This is a genomic window from Acinetobacter sp. WU_MDCI_Abxc222 (genome assembly GCF_025514755.1).
GTDB classification, from domain to species: domain Bacteria; phylum Pseudomonadota; class Gammaproteobacteria; order Pseudomonadales; family Moraxellaceae; genus Acinetobacter; species Acinetobacter geminorum.
This window is the reverse complement of the sequence record NZ_JAHPVG010000006.1, coordinates 116,280-134,949: the sequence shown is the minus strand read 5'-3', so window position 1 is coordinate 134,949 and position 18,670 is coordinate 116,280. Positions and strand designations below refer to the sequence as shown.

Genomic DNA, 18,670 nt, shown 5'->3' with positions numbered 1-18,670 from the left:
ATGAGTGAATAAGGGGTAATGAAAAGTTGGGCAGGATCTTGGAGTGTAAAAAGTGTGATGAGAAAGATTTCGTAGATTCGCCCTTATGTTAAATGAACTATTAAATAAGGCTAAACTCTAGATAGCTCAGCACGGTACTTTTTAAAATTAAAAGTCATATACCAATTGGCATTTGCTGTGATTTCTCACCACCCCTTCAGTTTGTTGTTTAGTTACTTCAACTTCTATCCATGAAAATTTAAATCATCAATACCTGATAATTCTAAAGTTATTGATGATTTAATTAGACCATTTCATAGTCCAAGAACTATGATTACAGCTATTTTTTAAATGGCCACAACAGCTGCTTGAAATATCGATTCGATATAGGGGTACGAATGCCCAAACTATCTGCAGAAACTGCTTTTTCTTCGTAGTGAAAAGTGCCAAAAATATGATCCCAAATCACAAAAACCTCGGCAAAATTTTTACTGCCAAAGCCCTGTTTATGATGCCAACGATGTACTTCAGCAACAGCAAATACATGTTTTAATGGCCCTGCCCGATAGTCTAAGTTGGCGTGTTGAAAACTTAAATGTACCGCAGTAAAGGTTAGCCAACAACCTATCAGCAAGGTTGGTACCCCTAATATCGTTAACACCAATAAACTAGGTGTTGCTAGTGCAATCGCACTTAATGGGTGACGTTTTTCACCATTTAACCAATATAAGCGTTTAGGTTGATGATGAATGGCATGTAATTTCCACAACCAGCGCCGACGATGACTCAGTTTATGCATATACCATAAACCAAAATCGATAATTATCCCCACCAGTAAAAATTGTACCCATATTGGCCATTGAATAGGCCATAATTTAGAAAAAAACTCGAATTTCAGGATAAATTGTAAAATTGTTGCAGTTATTAGAATAAGTGCTACATTAAAAATCGCATGAAAAATGTCAGTGAATGTATCGTCTTGATCATGTAACCATTTTTGCTGATATGGCAAAAAGCGCTCTAACATTGCAACCATAGCGCTAATAGATACAATGCATACTAGTGCGGATGGCCAATAGGGTATTTTTTGATAAGCCATCAATAATACTATTGCTAAGGTCGTAACAGATAAAATCGGATAACTCAAATAACGTATTAAAAAATGACTATACTTTAGCATGATGATGTCCTCTATTTAGATTGATCACTACCATGCAGGATTGTTTGATGTTTAAATTGAATAAAACGGCTATATTTTATTTAAAAAGTGAATTTACTTAAGATTCAGGCAACAAGATCATCTTGTTTTGAATGTTTTTGATAGCCGAAGGTTGTATGCCAAACATTTGCATACAGGTTCTAGAAAAATGCGCTTGATCGGTAAAGCCACTCTGATACGCGGCTGCAGTTAAATTATTTTCATCATGTAGATTTTTAAGTGCAATAATCAAGCGTAACCACTTGCGATAACTACGTAATGAAATACCAAAATGGGAATTGAACCAATGTGCTAGACGACTTTCAGATAAGTGATGTAACGCTGCCAGCTCCTGACGTGAAGGAACATAATTATATAATAGATGTTGATAGATATAGCCATTCATTAATTGAGCACGTTCACTAGCTACCATACAATCAAAATAGCACTGTAATTGAGCAAAGGCTTTGGTAATATTATTAGTATGCAAAAAATAAAGCCGCAATTGCTCCAGAAGCGTTGTTGGCAGTATTTGTATCTGAGATGTTGAGGCAAAAAATTGATGTATAGCCTGCCCTAAATAATAAGTTCCATCCAAATAAATCGAGCAATACTTGCCTTTCTGTAACTGATGAACAGTATTTGCTGGAATGAAAAAACCCATACCCGTATGTAACTGCTCGTATCCAATAATCTGCATAGATTGTAGTGGATCGAGGGGAAAAGTGATCTGATGCGCAAGATGTCGATGTGGTCTGTTATCTCCTGCTTGTCCACAGAAATAACCGTAACCCAAACCAATAGCCATCTGACCTTGCCAATGTGATAGCTGCTCTTTTTTTATCATGTTTAGATTTTACAAGATTAACGCTAAAATTGAATGCTTTATAAAGATATTTAAATAATTCAGTTATATTAGTATTGAGATGGAATATATAAAATTTAAGAGTCCTCAAAAATAAAAACTTGATTTCTTTTAATTTAAGAAATTCTAGAGTTAACATAATGCAGTCATACAAAATTCCTTTTAAATCAATTTCTTATTTCGCCTACTAAAACCCAGTCACACTCGATCGGGCTTTTTCATGATTTTTCACGTTCCACGACTATCATTACCAGTGCTATTAGATCAACTCAATAATTTGTTCGGATGACAAACAAAAAAGGAAGCCTTAGCTTCCTTTTTCTACATCTAACTCTTAGATACCATATTTCTCGCGATACGCTTGCATATTTGCTAGGGCCTCTGTTTCGCCTTTCGCTTCTAAATAATCCATTAAATCTTTCATGGTAATCAGTGCATGCACAGGAATTTCTAATTCTTTTTGAACTTCTTGAATTGCAGAAAGTTCACCTTGACCACGTTCTTGACGATCTAATGCCACCAAAACACCCGCAATAGTTGCGCCAGCATTTTTCAAAATCGTTACCACTTCACGAATCGCTGTACCTGCGGTAATTACGTCATCAATAATCCAGACTTTTTTACCTTCAACCGCAGCACCGACTAAAACACCGCCTTCACCATGATCTTTCGCTTCTTTACGGTTAAAGCCCCATGGCACACTCTTATTATGGACTTGCGATAAAGCCACAGCAGTCGCTGCTACAAATGGAATACCTTTGTAAGCTGGTCCAAAAATCACATCAACATTTTCACATTGTGTTAATTTATCAGCATAGCCTTGTGCTAAAAGAGATAAAGCTTCACCATCGTTGAGTAGGCCTGCATTAAAAAAATAAGGACTCACGCGTCCAGATTTTAAAGTAAACTCACCAAATTTAAGCACACCGCGTGATAATGCGAGTTCGATAAATGCTTGCGGGTGAAATGACACAGGCGTTGTCATGAGGTGCTCCAAATTCACAATTGAGGTTAAATTTTCGCATGATACCAAAGGATCAGTATCCAAGTGATGTAAAAATTCTTCGAGTCGTTTCCATTAACGTAAATGGCTTACGTTCTTCGGTGACGAAAGGCTTACTTGAATGGTTAGAACAATCAGATGCCGATGTCGTATGCATGCAGGAAAGCCGCATTACCCATGAACAATGGACTGAAAAATTCAGACCCGAAGGATGGCATACCCATCTCTTTCCAGCAGAGCGTGCAGGTTACGCGGGGACTGCGATATATAGCCGCCTACCCTTCGTCTCTGTTAAAGATGGATTAGGGTTTGAGCTGGCTGACAGTCAAGGCCGCTTTATTTCTGCGGAATTCGATTTAGGTTTGTCACATCCGGTACATATTGCGTCATTATACTTACCTTCGGGCTCAAGTGGTGAAGAAGCGCAAGCACGTAAAGATTTATTTTTAGGTGAATACGCAAAAATCTTGAAACAATGGCGTGATGAAAACAAGTCAGTCATCATTTGTGGTGACTACAACATTGTTCATAAACGAATTGATATCAAAAACTGGTCAGGTAACCAGAAATCATCTGGTTGTTTACCACATGAACGTGCTTGGCTTGATCATATCTATGATGAACTTGGTTATGTCGATACCTTCCGTGTAGTTCGCACAGAAGCAGAACTTTATTCATGGTGGTCAAATCGCGGTCAAGCTCGTGCAAAAAATGTAGGTTGGCGTATTGATTACCATGCATGCTCGCCAGACTGGAAAGCACGTACAATTAATGCTTGGGTTTATAAAGATCAATGGTTTAGCGACCACGCACCCGTTATTATCGACTATAAAATTCAAGAATAAGTGAACACTCGTTCACTTACATTGTCGTTTTCGCTTACAGCATATGTCGTTTTTGAGTATTTTTCTTACACAGCTTTAACGGCATTATAGCCCCACGGCACAGGGAAGCAGTCAGGATGACGCAAAAGGATAGGACGCCGTAGGAAGATAAAATAAACTTATGATAAGTTTATTTGCAAGGATGTGACATTGGACGTTGAAATGAGACCCGCATGATCAGGATGATTAAATGCGGGTTTTCTCTTTTCTGTCTCTTATTTTGCGCTAAGTTCTTTTAGTTTTAACTTCTTCTTATTAAGCTCATTATTACCTTGTCTTATGACAATAACATGACATTTCTCTTTCAATTAATCATTAATTTTCATTTGTTTTAAAAGTATCGGTATAAAGTAGTGCTTAAAAGCATTTTGGGTTAGGCTGTGTGATCTCTCTTTTTGACATGGTCCGATAAAATGTTAAAAATTTATGGAATTAAAAACTGTAACTCAATGAAAAAAGCATTTGATGCCTTGCAGGCTAAAGGGCTTAACTATGATTTTCATGATTATAAAAAACAAGGCATTGATGCAGATACTCTAAAAATCTGGTTAAAAGAAATTGGACAAGATACCGTTCTTAACAAAAAAGGGACGACTTGGCGCAAGCTTTCAGAAGAAGAACAAAACCGTGCTCTAAGCAGTGAAGAAAGCCTCATTGAAGCACTCATTGCTCAACCAAGTTTGATTAAAAGACCTGTTTTAAAAACTCCACAAGGCTTTATTGTAGGTTTCGATGAAACCGCCTATCAAAATATTCAAGCATAAAAAAACGAGCCAAATGGCTCGTTTTTTTATTAAAACTTTTAGTTCGCGCGAATCCATGTTTGGTTACGACCAAGTGCAGAAACGCCAATATAACCACGTAATTTAAGCTTTTTGCCGCCATCGGTTAACTCACCTTTCAGTTTGTAAGTTTTACCTGATTTTGGGTCTAAAATCGTACCGTTTTCATAACTGTTACCACCTACATTTTTTAAATTATGTACAATGGTGACACCTTTAAGCGGTTTGTTTTTGTACGGACCTTCACATTTTGTACAAGTGTTTTCTTCACCTGGTGTCAAAATGCTCTGAATGGTTGCAGTTAAGGTTCCGTCCTTCTGTTCCGTAAATTTCACTACGGCTTTTGGCTTGTTGGTCTGATCATCAATCGTTTTCCATACCGTTCCATTGAGTGAATCAGCCGCATTGGCAAATGCAGCCATACCAATGAGTCCTAAAGCTAAAGCAATCTTTTTCATTTTTGTAATATCCTTGGGTCTTTCAAGATTTTCAGTATTCAGAAGTCGCAAAGATATTGCAATTTTTGAATGTGACTGTTTCGTGTAACCTTGTAATCTTGCAAAATAAAATTTACAAGAAAACAAGAAACTAGCATAAAAATGGATGCTATATGAATATATCAAATGTTTGGAAATATTATTTTACAGAAACTTTTCTTAAAACAACAATTCGCAAGCCAAGCCAGCTAAATTTGCCGGCTACTGCCTTACGCCCTGTGCTGGATCAGATGTGTCGTGCTTTCCCACGACAAAAAAATGTATCCGTGCGCCCGATTCGACTAGCAGGCATTAAAGGTGAAGAAATCAAGCCGCAAGATTCTGCGACTCAACTAATTTTTCACATTCACGGCGGTGCTTTTTTCCTTGGTAGTGTCAAAACACATCATGCTTTTATGACGGATTTAGCTGCCCGTACTCAAATGCAGATTATTCATGTGGATTATCCTCTTGCACCAGAGCATCCCTACCCTGAGGCAACCGAAGCTCTATACGACATCTATCAGTCTTTAGTGGTCCAAGGCATCCAACCGAAAGATATTATTTTATCGGGTGACTCATGCGGGGCAAATTTAGCGCTAGCACTTTGCTTGCGTTTAAAAGAACAACCCGAACTCATGCCGAGTGGCCTAATTTTATTGTCTCCATTTTTGGATTTAACACTCACGAGTGAGTCTCTTCGGTTTAACAAAAAGCATGATGCCTTATTATCTATTGAATCCTTACAAACAGGTACTCAGTACTATATAGGCAATCATATCGCAGCCGATGACCCACGTGTTTCCCCTATTTTCGACGATTTACATGGTCTTCCACCAACTTTGGTTCAAGTGGGTTCTAAAGAAATATTATTAGACGATGCCAAGCGTTTTAGAGAAAAAGCTGAAGATGCTGGTGTTAACGTTCAATTCAAACTTTATACGGGCATGTGGCATAACTTCCAGATGTTTAATGCTTGGTTTGATGAAGCTAAACAAGCATTGGCAGATATTGCTGAATTTGCTCATGAGCTTGATAAAACTTAATTTACTGATAAATGATGTGAATAGTCCCAAAACTTTTCACATCATTTTCTTTATAAAAGACATCATGTATAAATTGAAAATCATGTTATGTTTAAAATATAAATTATTTAAACAATCCAATTTTAGGATGGTCTAACAAAGAGGCATCTATATTTAGGAGCCCTTACTTACTATGAAAAATCGTTTAATCACTCATCCAATACATAGAACAAAACAGGTGATAATCGATTTCATCCACAATAATCACATTATCAACTGGACTCCATTACAAAAAAGTGCACTGATGCTCACACTTGCCTGTGCAATGAACTTCAGTTGGATTTTATGGAAAGGCTATATTTTAATTACGCCAAGCGTTTGGCAATGGGCAAATCTGCCTTTAGTTGAATCACAAATCTTGCTCAATTTATTTACTTTATTTTTATTAGGCGCTTTGATAATCCCCTGTTATCGCTACAAAAATGATGAATGGGCTCAAAAAGTTATTCCTTTGATTAGTGTACAGTTCTTTGCACTCATGCTATGCCACGATGGATATTTAATTGGCAGTATCAGTCCAGCCACTATGGTCGGTTATGTAGGTACCATCGGTGTGGGTTTGGTGTTATTCGAGCGAAAAATTGTTTATAGCGCCCTTATACCTGCGACGATTATTTTAACAATATGTACGTATCTAAGCATGAAAGGTGTTTTGCCTTATGCGCCATTATTTAATCTTATTGCTATGCAACGAGCCCAAACTAATCCGTTTTGGTTAGGAAGTATGGCTTTTTTTATTATGCCTATTTTATTGGCCTGTTTTATTTTATTTGAAATATTACTCACCCAATGGCGTCAGCGAGAAACTTATATTCAACGTCTAAGCCAAATCGACCCTTTAACCAATGTATTAAATAGACGTAGTTTAAACACACATTTAGAGTCGCTACACCAACAACAATTTGATTATGCAGTGGTACTTCTTGATATCGATCATTTTAAAAAAATTAATGATATATACGGACATCACCAAGGGGATCAGGTCTTAATTGAAATTGCGCAGTGCCTTTCTGATAATTTGCGCAGTGAGGACATTATTGGTCGATTTGGTGGAGAAGAATTTATTTTATTACTCCCCCACACCGATATTATTCAAGCTGAAAAAATTGCTGAGCGTTGTCGCTGTGCTTTACAAGAATTACCTGTCTGTAGTGCCCAAAATAATCCTATTCATATTAGTGCAAGTTTTGGAATAAGCAGTTCAGCTTTTGCAAAGGACCCTTATCTTGTTATTCGACAGGCTGACCAAGCTCTCTATGCGGTAAAAGCTTCAGGCCGTAATCAGGTACGCACATTTCATCAGACCGAAACTATCAATACCTTATGATTCTTTGAGCTTTGCCAAACTCGCGAGTTGTTGCAAAAGTTCTTGCTGACTAAAAGCACCCGTTAATCGTAAAGCACGAATCTCTTTTTGCTCTGGGCTTAAGAATAAATAGGTCGGTGGTCCTAAAATATTCCATTGTTTGAGTAGTGCTTCATGCGACTGGTCATAATGGCTCAAATCAAGCTTAATTAAATAATATGGCGCAAGAGCAGATTGAACCTCGGGTGCTTTTAAAATACGGTGTTCAATCGGTTGGCAGGCAACACACCAGTCTGCATAGACATCAACCACAATAGCTCGATCAGCAGGTGCTGCCGCTAAAATTTTCTCAAAGTCTGCTGCACTAGTCGCAATATGCCACTCGGCCATATGATTAGAACTTTGCAAGGTTCGATTTTGAATATGTTGATATTGGTTATAGGCTACAAAAGGTGTAACGATTAATAATAAAATCGCGTAGAGCCATTGTAGTTGCCCTTTTTTCCAGAAAAACTGATAAACAGCATAGGCTATAAAAGCGAGGCCTAATACTAAACTAAGTACTTGCATGCCCCAATCTGGTAATAAAGGGCGAATAAAATAAAGACTTAGACCCAACATCAGAAAAGCAAAAATTACTTTAATCTGATGCATCCAGTCGCCCGCTTTAGGCAAGAATTTTGCCCCTAAAATACTTGCCAGTAACAATGGAATTCCCATTCCAAAACCTAGGCAGAATAAAAGCAAAGCACCTTGCCATTGATTTTGTGTTTGAGAAATAAATAACAAAGTTCCGGCGAGTGGTGCAGTCATACAGGGTCCCACCAAGAGCGCAGAAACGACACCCATAACCCCAGCACCGACCAAAGTGCCGCCTTGTTGCATTGACTGAATACGGTCAAGTCGATTTAACCATGTCTGAGGTAAACGAAGCTCAAACAAACCAAATAAGTTCAGAGCAAAAACAATAAACAGCAAACTAAAAGCAATTAAAGTTGCTGGCTGTTGTAACCAGCGTTGGAAATTTAAACCTGCCGAAGAAGCAATTAAACCCAAGCCCGCATAAACTAACGCCATGCTACACACAAAAGTAAGCGCAATGGTCCATGCTTTTAAACCTTTATGTTCTCGAATAATCAGCGAAGTTAAAATAGGAAGCATTGGTAAAGAACATGGCGTAAATGCGAGCAACATGCCTAAACCTAAAAATAATAAAACTCCATACCAAAGCGAGTGTTCAATTAACTTAGCAGACCAGATCTGATCTTGCGCAATTTGAGGTGTAGTTGTAGCTGCTGCTGTCTCTGTACTCTGCTCTTTTTCTAAAGATTCTGAACCCGAGGAAGTGTCGGATTGTGTATTCGCTAAATCTAGTAATCTTTTTGGCGCTGTTCCTGCTTGGTTTTGCACACCCACCAAGCCATCTGCATCGGTTTGAAACTCAATGGTTTGAGGTGGATAACAAATACGGTCTTTGGCACAGCCCTGCCAAGTCACACTATAGTGCTCTGACGGCTTAGTCTTAATTTGGAAATTAACTTGATGGTAGTAAACCTGACTTTGCCCATAATTTTCATCATATTGGGCAACCGCTTTAGGTAACTTTAAAGTTAAAGGTTGAGTACCTTGTTGTACGGAAAATTTATGCTGATAGAGATAATAATTTGGCTGAATCTGCCAAGACAAACTCGCAGTATACGGCTCAGAAGATTCAACCGAAAATGAAAAAGCTTGTTCGGGTGAGAGTAGCTTATCTTGCGCAGAAACCAACTGGCTAAAGACACTAACAGCAACTGCTAGAAAATAAAAAATTCCCTGATGAATAAGCTTTTTCATTAACATAAATTTAAATTGCTTCGATTAGAACAAGAATGCCACGCCTAAGCCACCGTTGTAGCTCTTATCTTGACCCTCTAAATCAACCCCGATACTTGCATCGAGCTGAGTACGATCATTTACAGCGTAGACTAAACCTGTCCCTAAACCATATTCGTAGTCTTGGCTTTCAGCTTTACGGTAAATAAACTCAGAATAACCTGACAGCTTACCTGCGATTTTATAATCAATCGTCGGGATTGCAGTTACTGCCCAGTTACTATTTTGTACTTCGTAGCGCATGGTAATTGATGTGCCTACTAAGTCATTATATTTATAAGCGACTGCTGAACTTAGGCTATAAATATCGTCATGTGCAGTAAATTCATCATTTCCAGTGGCAATGATCGCTTCAGCTAACACAGCCATTGATAAGTTTTCATCTTTTAGATCAATTGCTTTTTTCAAACCGATGCTGACATCACCAAAGCCTGAAGTGTCATGTTTTTTACCAGCACGTTTGGTTTGAGTCCATGCTGGACCTTGCCAACCTAATTGTAATTCCAAGCCGTCGGCTAAACCGGTACGGAATAACATATCCTCATTTACAGTTACGGTCTTTTCTTTAACACCATCAACCGTTGACTCTGTATAAGTTGCACTTGGTAAGCCTTGTTCCCAAGCCAATTTACCAACTGGAGTAATCCCTGTTCCAAAGCCTGCACCTGGGCGGTCAAAAGAAAACTCCGCAGCGAAAGTACTTCCAGCAGCAACAGTGGTCAGAGCAAAAGTTAAAATTTGAAATGTTCTCATTCTATTATCCAATCAAGTAGTTAGTTCTTTTGACATTTTTGCCCCATGTTGGCGCAATAACTCTAATGTTTCACGCTCTTCTTGAAGCGCTTCTGACCAATCTATTTCATCAAAGTCACAATCAAAGAACAACTGACTGATTGAAGATAAAATAGTGAGTCCTTCTTCATCACGTGTATTTGGATCAACTTTTTCATTTAATAAACGTTGAACGGCTGGCGCACATGCCGAGCTTGCTGCATCCCATAAAGGACCATAAAACTCTTCTGCATCCCAAAGGTGTACATTCGCTTTGGCTTGAATCAACGCTTCGAGTATATCGAGGTAAACCTGTAATGATTGTTGTTTTTCTTCTTGTGATAGTGGTGTACCCGCTTCATAAGCTTCTGATACATCTTCCCACCATTTAAAAATTCCATCACAAATGATTGATACAGGTGGTCCTTGTTCCGGATCAATAAAGTTCGGATCAAGTCCTTCAGCAAGTAATTTTTGCACTTGCGCGAGTTCTAATTCTTCTATGGCTTTAATTAAAGCTTGCTGCTGGGTGGTTAACATGACCATCTCTCAAAAATATATTAGGGCTATTATGCCTAATCTCTTCTGAAGATTTTAGAGGTTGATTGCATCGCATTGCAAACCTAATGTTGTGAATAGTTTTATTTTCATTAAATATAAAAAAAAGCCCCGAAGGGCTTTTTAGGATTTTAAATTAAACTTCATCATCAATGAATTCTGGTTGACCACCTCTCGGGTGTTCCTTTTTCTCAAAAGTATGTTCAAGGCTACGTTTTAATTTTTCAATCGCTCCATGAATTGAAGCATCAATATTTCCTGCTTTATGGTGTACTGCAACTGGTTTCAAACCTGAAGGACGTGCTTCAATCATACAGTGGATATCTTTGTCACCACCTTTGTCCCCATTTTCATCACTAAAATGAACCGAGAAATGCGTAATACGTTCGCTATGACGTTGGAATTCTTGAGTAAGTTCTGCACGTACATAAGTAATTAAACGTTCACTGTTATGGATGTTTTTATCTGTGCGGATTTCAATATTCATAAATACCATCCTCTCTTTCTTACTGTGGATCTTTTCTATGCAAAACTTTTTTATGTTGGCATGTTTTAAGCATGCATGAACTGACTTCAATTGTACATTTTGATGGTGTAATGGTTTGTTATCTCCTGACTTAAACGTACTGCTTTTAATTTATTTTGAAGATCTTCATATCTTCAATATCAGTCCATCTATAAAAATATGCAAGCTGATTTTTTAAATTTTTATGAAAAATTGAACAAAAGGAGAGCAATTGTGTCCGAATCTTATCTATCTGGAGCAGAACTTATTGAGCAGATTCAAAAGTCTCCTTATTCACGTGATTTAATCGGTTATCACGGGCAACCGCCACAGGTTAAATGGCCTAACAATGCCAAGGTTGCTGTGCAATTTGTGCTTAATTATGAAGAAGGTGGCGAAAAACATATTGAGCACGGCGATGAGGGCTCAGAACAGTTTTTATCAGAGATTATTGGTGCCGCAAGTTACCCAGCTAAACATATGTCGATGGACTCTATGTACGAATATGGTTCACGTGCTGGATTTTGGCGCATTCATAATGAATTCCAAAAGCGCAAACTTCCAATGACCATTTTCGGAGTTGCAATGGCGCTTGCCCGCAATCCTTATATTGTAGAAGCAATTAAGCAAGCTGACTATGATGTTGTTTCACATGGCTACCGCTGGCTTCACTATCAAGATACTGATATTGAAGTCGAAAAGAAGCATATGGAACAAGCTTTAACTGTTTTAGAAAACTTGTTTGAAAATAAAACTATAGGTTGGTACACCGGACGTGACAGCCCCAATACACGTCAGTTACTCGCAGAGTTTCCACAAATACAATATGACTCTGATTATTATGGCGATGACCTACCTTTTTGGACAACGCTTACCGATACTACAGGTGCATCACGCTCTCATCTGATTATTCCTTATACTTTGGAATGTAACGACATGAAGTTCTGCTCACCAGGCGGATTTAATAGTTCAGAACAGTTTTTTCAATATTTGAAAGATAGTTTCGATGTGCTGTATGCAGAGGGAGAAACTGCACCAAAAATGATGTCGATTGGAATGCATTGCCGCATTTTGGGGCGTCCGGGCCGTTTTAAAGCATTACAAAAATTTCTCGACTATATTCAAATGCATGATCGAGTATGGGTATGTCGTCGACAGGAGATTGCCGAACATTGGTATAAAAATCACATAACTAAATAATTGATTTTTAATTTTCAAAATTCATAAGCGAATTAAAACTCGCTATTGGCACTGTTATTGCTAAAACTCCATATCAAGACAACGAGTTTAGGAATAACAGTGTTTTTAGCCGAGTTTAATCAAGCCCCACCAGAACAACTCAAGACTTTGTTAAAAAACTGTGTCCACATTCAAGCATGGGCCGAAAAAATCATCTCAAAACGCCCCTATTCAACAAAAGCATCTCTTTTGGAATATGCAGAACAATTAAGTCAAATGTGGTCATGGCAAGAGATTCAAGCAGCTTTAGCAACTCATCCAAAAATTGGTGAACGCGAAGCTAAAAAACAACTCAATGCAAAAGAGCAAGATTTTTCATCTAAAGAACAAGCTGGCATTTCTTTAGATGAACAAACACAACAAGCTCTGCTGCAAGGTAATCTTGATTATGAGCAAAAGTTTGGCTTTATTTTTTTAATTAAAGCGGCAGGCCTCAGTAGTGATGAAATTTTAAAAAAGCTACATGAAAGACTAAAAAACGACTTAGCTATCGAAAAAACAATTGTACATGAGCAACTCGCAGCGATTGCTCTATTACGTCTATCTCAGGAAATACAAGCATGATCAGCACTCATATTTTAGATACGAATTTAGGCAAACCAGCTGCAGACGTAGAAGTAAAGTTGTTTCATGCAGCAACCCATGAACTGATAGCGACAGCCATCACCAATCAAGATGGTCGAGTGAGTGATTTTGGCATAACAGACTTTGCAGAAGGTGCTTATCAACTTGAATTTGAAATTGCTCCTTATTTTTCATCGCAGCAAGTCAAAACTTTTTTCCCGCGTGTTTGTATCCAATTTTTCATAGAAGACATCAATCAGCATTATCACATTCCTTTATTGATCAGCCCATTTGCTTACTCCACTTATCGCGGTAGCTAACTCAGATATAAATAGGAGAAAAATATGAATCATCAGCAAAAAAATGCGATTTCTCCAGAGCATGAATATTTAGGAATTTCCAAAAGTTTTGCTTACGGCTTACAGCATGTGCTGACCATGTATGGTGGTATTGTAGCCCCGCCCTTGATTATTGGAACGGCAGCTGGCTTAAGCTCAGCACAAATCGGAATGTTAATTGCGGCTGCGCTATTTGTAGGTGGATTGGCAACACTGATTCAAACAATCGGTACCAAATATCTAGGCGCAAAATTACCTCTGGTACAGGGTGTATCTTTCGCGGGTGTTGCAACGATGGTCGCCATTATCACTACAGGCGGTGGTTTACCTGCTGTCTACGGCGCGGTCATTGCTGCATCTCTAATTGGACTGTGTCTTGCACCTTATTTTTCTAAAATTATTCGTTTTTTCCCACCTGTTGTGACAGGATGCGTCATCACGATTATTGGTCTATCTTTGTTACCCGTTGCGATTCGCTGGATGATGGGTGGGAACAATAAAGCGCCTGACTGGGGTAGCGTAGAAAATATCTCTTTGGCACTGCTGACCTTAGGCATTGTGATTGTTCTAAATATGCTGCCGCAAGCAGGCATCCGTCGCATATCAATTTTGTTGGCTATTGTTACCGGTACTATCCTCGCCTACTTTATGGGTTTTGGTGATTTTAGTCAGGTGAGCTCAGGCACATGGCTCCAATTTCCACACTTATTTGCTTTTGGTTTACCGACTTTCGAGCTCAGCGCTATCTTGTCGATGTTGATCGTCACTTTGGTGATTATGACTGAAACCACAGCCGATATTATTGCTGTTGGAGACATTGTAGGAACTGAGGTAGATGCTAAACGTATTGCCAATGGTGTTCGTGCGGATATGTTTTCCAGTGCTTTTGCCCCTCTCTTTGGTTCATTCATGCAAAGCGCTTTTGCCCAAAATGTTGGACTGGTTGCGATCACAGGCATCAAGAGTCGATTTGTAGTCGCAGCAGGCGGTGTCATTCTGATTATTTTGGGTCTACTACCTATTATGGGTCGTTTAATTGCAGCGATTCCAATGCCCGTACTTGGTGGTGCAGGTTTGGTCTTGTTTGGGTCGGTTGCAGCGAGTGGAATTCGTACTTTGGCAAAGATAGATTATAACGATCAGAAAAATTTGATTATTGTGGCAACTGCTTTATCAGCAGGGATGATCCCAATTATTAACCATGAGTTTTATGCTCATTTCCCGGTTTGGGTACAGACTTTGTTCCATTCAGGCATTAGTTCAACTTGTATCTTTGCTATCTTGTTGAATTTATTATTTAATCATTTACCTTCATTTCGCAGCTCACGTACTGCGCATTTAAGCCAAACAATAAACACAAGAAATATTCATTAAAGATTTAGTTTTTAGCGCCCCACTTCGGTGGGCTTTTTTTTAACCGTTGATCAAATTTGGCTTCATTTTTGCTTAAGACCCTGTATCCTTAGCGTGCTTTATTTGGGGGGAGATCATTTAAATGCAATTAAAGCAACTTGCGGCGACTTGTGCCTTGTTATCTGTAACTGCCATGGTTCAGGCGAAACCAATCTGGCAAGATTTTAGTGTGACTGGACTTTATGGTGAAAACTATGAAGTTGTAGATGACAAAGAAACCACCATTACTTTGGAATATGCAGCAAAAGTTAAATACGCTGATGTGTTTTTCTTTATGGACCGCATGCGTGGTGAAAATGACCACAAGAGTACTTACTTCGAGTTATCACCACGCCTAAGTTTAGGCGAAGTATCTGGTAAGAAACTGTCGTATGGCCCAATCAAAGATGTACTTATTAGTACTACTTGGGAAGGTAACAGTGAAGACGGCAATAACTTCGATAACTTCCTTTATGGTTTTGCAGTTGATTTAGATATCCCATATTTCCAATATGCAAATTTAAACTTCTACCGTGCAAATAATGAGAACATTGACGACGATTATCAAATGACATTCGTTTATGGTATTCCATTAAAATTAGGATCTGAAGATTTCTTGGTAGATGGTTTCCTTGACTGGTCAACTGCTGAAGGCGACCATGCGAGCGAGTTAAACTGGACAACTCAGTGGAAATGGAATGTAGGTAAACACATTTCTCCCGATACACGTCTATACCTAGGTATCGAGCACTCAGTGTGGAATAACAAATTTGGTATTAAAGGTGCCGACGAAAATAACGTTAGTGCCTTGGTTAAATACCACTTCTAAAATCCAAATTTAGAAGATAAAACAGCAAGGAAAGTTCCTTGCTGTTTTTGTTTTTAATCAAGTGGATTACCCACAATATTACTAATAATCCCCTGCATAATATGCCCACCTTGTTCACGACGTAATTCTTCATACCATGCTTGTGTAACCGCTTCATCTTTCATATGTGTCACATCACAACGTTTGCGTGCGCGAAGCACCAATTCATTGGCACGTTCATTCCGCTTGTTTTGATAGCGACGTAAAGCGTCCTCTAGCCCCAAAGTATTAATTTGCAGAGAACGCGCTAAATAAATCGCGTCTTCCATCGCTTGGCAACCGCCTTGCCCAATATCAGGTGTCGTGCTATGTGCAGCATCACCCAAAATCACCACGCGACCTTTATAAAATTGAGTGAACGGTTCAATATCATGGATTTCCACCCGATTAGTCTTTTGCAGGTCTAAGCGTTCAATAAGCTGCTGTACGGGTTGACACCAATCAACAAAATATTGTTTTAAAAGTTTTTTATATTCATCTCGATTATTATCTAGCCCTGCTGGTAAAGGCACATCTAAAAAGAAATAGAACTTTCCATCTGCAACTGGCATTAAAGAAGCTCGCTTGCCTTCGCCCACATAAGTCGTCCATTGCTGGGCCGGAGCTAAATCTTCAGAGATCTCAACCAAACCATTCCAGTTTACATAACCTGCGTAACGGCGCTGCACTTGCTGCCCCAACACATAGGCCCGTGTAAGTGAGTGAGTCCCATCAGCCCCAATTAATAGATCAGCCTGCGTTGAGCTACCATCTGCAAAATGAACCTCGACATAATCAGCTTTGTCTTCAAGGCTGACCATTTTTTTGCCTAAATAAATCTGATCACGACCAAATTCATCCATTAACATATTTTGTAAATCAGCACGTGCAACTGGATAAGGTCGTTGGCCCACTTCTTCAATTAATGGCAGTAAACTGAATTGTGTCATCACATCTCCAGTTAAACCATCCACATAGGCCAAATCATCCATTTGTCCACCAAGTTTGGCGATTTTGTCAGTTAATCCCAGATAGTTCAGACATTTCACACCATTCGACCACAGTGAAATTGCCGCGCCGACGGGAAGAATCTTTTCAGTTTGTTCAAAAATGCGAACTTGGTGACCAAATTTCTTTAATGCAATGCCTGTGGTTAGACCTCCCATTCCTGCACCAATAATCACCACATTCATAACACTCTCCTATAGATATTCACCTATAGGGTGCTTATGCTAAAAACATGCCATCGTTCAAAATTTATTTAGCTTTTCCACAAAACTGGCATGCACCATGCTTATATATTTAAGTATAAAACTCGTCTCAGCACGCTCCGTGTTAGCGCAGTTTTAAATGAAAAATCATGTTTTTAACAAGAAATACGGATACTCCACTATGGCAACATTGCACGCTCCAGCTTTTGAACTTCCTGAGATTTTGAATACGAAAACCAATTTGGCAGATGCCCGAATTGGTGCACAAGTCATTGAGTGTTCAGATGATTTCTTTGCAGAAGCAAAGCGTATGCTGCAATTTGATGCACCTATTTTTGTTGAAGATAAATTTGATGACAACGGCAAATGGATGGACGGATGGGAAACGCGCCGTAAACGTCACGCAGGCTATGATTGGTGTATCGTGAAGTTAGGTGTAAGTGGAAAAATCACTGCACTTGATATTGATACCAGCTTTTTTACAGGAAATTATCCTGCATCTGCATCATTAGAAGCATGTTATGCACCAAATGGGGACCTGACAGGGGCAAAATGGGAGAATGTTTTAGGAAATACTGAACTTGGTCCAAGCCAACATCATATTTTTATGGTCAATAATGATGCACTTTTCACTCATATACGCCTTAATATTTTCCCAGATGGCGGTATTGCCCGTTTACGTGTCTATGGTGATGTTGATATTCAGGTAACTGACAGCGAACAAACTCTCGATTTATTGGCTCTCGAAAATGGTGGCCGCGTAGTTGCCTATAGTGATGCTCATTTTGGACACCCGCGTAATTTGATTAACCCAGGCCGTGGCGTCAACATGGGCGATGGGTGGGAAACCAAACGCCGCCGTGCACCGGGTTATGACTGGTGTATTCTTGCGTTGGGTAAAAGCGGAAAAATTGAAAAGCTTGAAATTGATACAGCTCATTTTAAAGGGAACTTCCCTGCCCAAGTATCCATTCAAGCGGTTTACCTTGAAAACGCAACCGATGCACAGTTAATTCCTCAAAGTATGTTCTGGTCTTATTTACTTGAAGCTCAACCGATGCAAATGGACCATATTCATGAATATGTGAATGAGATTTTACAACATGGAAAAATCTCGCATATTCGTATTAACATGATTCCAGATGGTGGTATTAGCCGTGTTCGTTTATGGGGAAAAATTGCCAAGTCATGATGATGAATACTGTTCAAATTCAGCCCTTAACCATTGAAAACTTCCAGCCCTTCGGAGAAGTCATCTGTTGTGACGGGCATGACTTTTTTCATATTAATGATGCCCACACCGAGCGCTACCATGCGCTCGTTGAAACTGAAATTGAAGGGGAAGCAAAGGCAGGAATTAGTATTTTCCGTAATATTAAAGCCAGTGTGTTGCCTCTAGAAATTTCAATGCTAGAACGCCATCCCAAAGGCTCTCAGGCATTTATTCCACTACAGCAACAAAAGTTTTTAATTATCGTGGCACCCGCTTTGGACGAAAACACCCCTGATATTTCAAAACTATGTGCTTTCGTCTCGAATGGAAAGCAAAGTATTAATTATCGGGCAGGCACATGGCATCATCCTTTGCTTACCTTTGAGGCACCAAGTGATTTTGCAGTAGTAGATCGAATTGGAGGTGGAGCGAATTGTGATATTTTTCAATTTCCACAGGCTATAAAAATTACGACCTAAATTAAAATATACAGATCTATCTAATTTAATGATCTAAACCTTAATAGCAGGAATCGTTATGGTGATTTCTAACAATCTTAGGTTTATATAAAAAATCCCC

At 38.9% G+C, this 18,670-nt stretch carries 20 protein-coding genes; 11 read left to right on the top strand and 9 right to left on the bottom strand.

Annotation, left to right across the window (positions count from 1 at the left end; genetic code table 11):
* Positions 1-319: 319 nt before the first annotated feature.
* The 3 genes from KTJ10_RS11175 to pyrE form a co-directional block, all read right to left on the bottom strand.
* The gene (locus KTJ10_RS11175; RefSeq protein WP_126645417.1) at positions 320-1,159 is read right to left on the bottom strand and encodes a sterol desaturase family protein; all 840 of its coding nucleotides are present in this window, start codon (positions 1,157-1,159) and stop codon (positions 320-322) included.
* A gap of 97 nt (positions 1,160-1,256) precedes the next feature.
* Positions 1,257-2,024 (bottom strand): helix-turn-helix domain-containing protein, encoded by a 768-nt coding sequence (locus KTJ10_RS11170; RefSeq protein ID WP_126645418.1) that lies wholly within the window; start codon positions 2,022-2,024, stop codon positions 1,257-1,259.
* A 352-nt stretch (positions 2,025-2,376) separates the two neighbouring features.
* Positions 2,377-3,027, bottom strand: coding sequence for an orotate phosphoribosyltransferase (gene pyrE, locus KTJ10_RS11165; RefSeq protein ID WP_002121863.1), 651 nt, complete (start codon positions 3,025-3,027; stop codon positions 2,377-2,379).
* Positions 3,028-3,065: 38 nt separating this feature from the next.
* On the opposite strand from pyrE, the gene KTJ10_RS11160 reads away from it, so the two are divergent.
* Both KTJ10_RS11160 and KTJ10_RS11155 read left to right on the top strand, forming a co-directional pair.
* Positions 3,066-3,890, top strand: coding sequence for an exodeoxyribonuclease III (locus tag KTJ10_RS11160; RefSeq protein WP_002122009.1), 825 nt, complete (start codon positions 3,066-3,068; stop codon positions 3,888-3,890).
* Between the two features lie 452 nt (positions 3,891-4,342).
* Positions 4,343-4,693, top strand: a complete 351-nt coding sequence (locus KTJ10_RS11155; protein ID WP_262442030.1) for an arsenate reductase — start codon at positions 4,343-4,345, stop codon at positions 4,691-4,693.
* A gap of 38 nt (positions 4,694-4,731) precedes the next feature.
* On the opposite strand, the gene KTJ10_RS11150 is transcribed toward KTJ10_RS11155, so the two are convergent.
* Positions 4,732-5,169: a DUF2147 domain-containing protein gene (locus KTJ10_RS11150; protein ID WP_032052385.1), complete on the bottom strand. Its 438-nt coding sequence runs from the start codon at positions 5,167-5,169 to the stop codon at positions 4,732-4,734.
* 152 nt (positions 5,170-5,321) lie between these two features.
* Here KTJ10_RS11150 and KTJ10_RS11145 point away from each other — a divergent pair, with 152 nt between their 5' ends.
* Both KTJ10_RS11145 and KTJ10_RS11140 read left to right on the top strand, forming a co-directional pair.
* Complete coding sequence (locus KTJ10_RS11145) at positions 5,322-6,233, top strand: alpha/beta hydrolase (RefSeq protein WP_068555517.1); 912 nt, start codon at positions 5,322-5,324, stop codon at positions 6,231-6,233.
* 172 nt (positions 6,234-6,405) lie between these two features.
* Positions 6,406-7,599, top strand: coding sequence for a GGDEF domain-containing protein (locus KTJ10_RS11140; RefSeq protein ID WP_032052383.1), 1,194 nt, complete (start codon positions 6,406-6,408; stop codon positions 7,597-7,599).
* Here the strand turns inward: KTJ10_RS11140 and dsbD are convergent.
* The 4 genes from dsbD to KTJ10_RS11120 all read right to left on the bottom strand — a co-directional run bounded on the left by dsbD (position 7,594) and on the right by KTJ10_RS11120 (position 11,269).
* Positions 7,594-9,420 (bottom strand): protein-disulfide reductase DsbD, encoded by a 1,827-nt coding sequence (gene dsbD, locus KTJ10_RS11135; protein ID WP_262442026.1) that lies wholly within the window; start codon positions 9,418-9,420, stop codon positions 7,594-7,596. The genes KTJ10_RS11140 and dsbD overlap by 6 nt on opposite strands.
* An 18-nt stretch (positions 9,421-9,438) precedes the next feature.
* Positions 9,439-10,206, bottom strand: coding sequence for a transporter (locus KTJ10_RS11130; protein ID WP_005066775.1), 768 nt, complete (start codon positions 10,204-10,206; stop codon positions 9,439-9,441).
* A 12-nt stretch (positions 10,207-10,218) separates the two neighbouring features.
* Complete coding sequence (locus KTJ10_RS11125) at positions 10,219-10,764, bottom strand: ankyrin repeat domain-containing protein (protein ID WP_032062527.1); 546 nt, start codon at positions 10,762-10,764, stop codon at positions 10,219-10,221.
* A 154-nt stretch (positions 10,765-10,918) separates the two neighbouring features.
* The gene (locus KTJ10_RS11120; RefSeq protein WP_001019316.1) at positions 10,919-11,269 is read right to left on the bottom strand and encodes an HPF/RaiA family ribosome-associated protein; all 351 of its coding nucleotides are present in this window, start codon (positions 11,267-11,269) and stop codon (positions 10,919-10,921) included.
* Between the two features lie 252 nt (positions 11,270-11,521).
* Between KTJ10_RS11120 and puuE the strand changes: the two genes are divergently transcribed.
* From puuE to KTJ10_RS11095, 5 genes are all read left to right on the top strand, one after another.
* Positions 11,522-12,487, top strand: coding sequence for an allantoinase PuuE (gene puuE / locus KTJ10_RS11115; protein WP_199964051.1), 966 nt, complete (start codon positions 11,522-11,524; stop codon positions 12,485-12,487).
* Positions 12,488-12,586: 99 nt separating this feature from the next.
* Positions 12,587-13,090: a 2-oxo-4-hydroxy-4-carboxy-5-ureidoimidazoline decarboxylase gene (gene uraD, locus KTJ10_RS11110; protein ID WP_002121920.1), complete on the top strand. Its 504-nt coding sequence runs from the start codon at positions 12,587-12,589 to the stop codon at positions 13,088-13,090.
* Positions 13,087-13,410 carry a hydroxyisourate hydrolase gene (gene uraH, locus KTJ10_RS11105; RefSeq protein ID WP_130173110.1) on the top strand — a complete coding sequence of 108 codons (324 nt, stop codon included), beginning with the start codon at positions 13,087-13,089 and terminating at the stop codon, positions 13,408-13,410. Before uraD ends, uraH begins: the two co-directional genes overlap by 4 nt.
* Before the next feature lie 24 nt (positions 13,411-13,434).
* Entirely contained in the window at positions 13,435-14,802 is a 1,368-nt protein-coding gene (locus KTJ10_RS11100; RefSeq protein WP_130173111.1) for a nucleobase:cation symporter-2 family protein, read from the top strand.
* Between the two features lie 121 nt (positions 14,803-14,923).
* Positions 14,924-15,649, top strand: coding sequence for an outer membrane protein OmpK (locus KTJ10_RS11095; protein ID WP_086266279.1), 726 nt, complete (start codon positions 14,924-14,926; stop codon positions 15,647-15,649).
* Positions 15,650-15,702: 53 nt separating this feature from the next.
* Here KTJ10_RS11095 and hpxO read toward each other — a convergent pair whose 3' ends face one another.
* Entirely contained in the window at positions 15,703-16,860 is a 1,158-nt protein-coding gene (hpxO, locus tag KTJ10_RS11090; RefSeq protein ID WP_262442025.1) for an FAD-dependent urate hydroxylase HpxO, read from the bottom strand.
* Positions 16,861-17,059: 199 nt separating this feature from the next.
* On the opposite strand from hpxO, the gene alc reads away from it, so the two are divergent.
* Complete coding sequence (gene alc / locus KTJ10_RS11085; protein ID WP_262442024.1) at positions 17,060-18,070, top strand: allantoicase; 1,011 nt, start codon at positions 17,060-17,062, stop codon at positions 18,068-18,070.
* On the top strand, positions 18,067-18,570 hold the full coding sequence (locus KTJ10_RS11080; protein WP_199964082.1) for an ureidoglycolate lyase: 504 nt from the start codon (positions 18,067-18,069) through the stop codon (positions 18,568-18,570). Before alc ends, KTJ10_RS11080 begins: the two co-directional genes overlap by 4 nt.
* Positions 18,571-18,670: the final 100 nt, after the last annotated feature.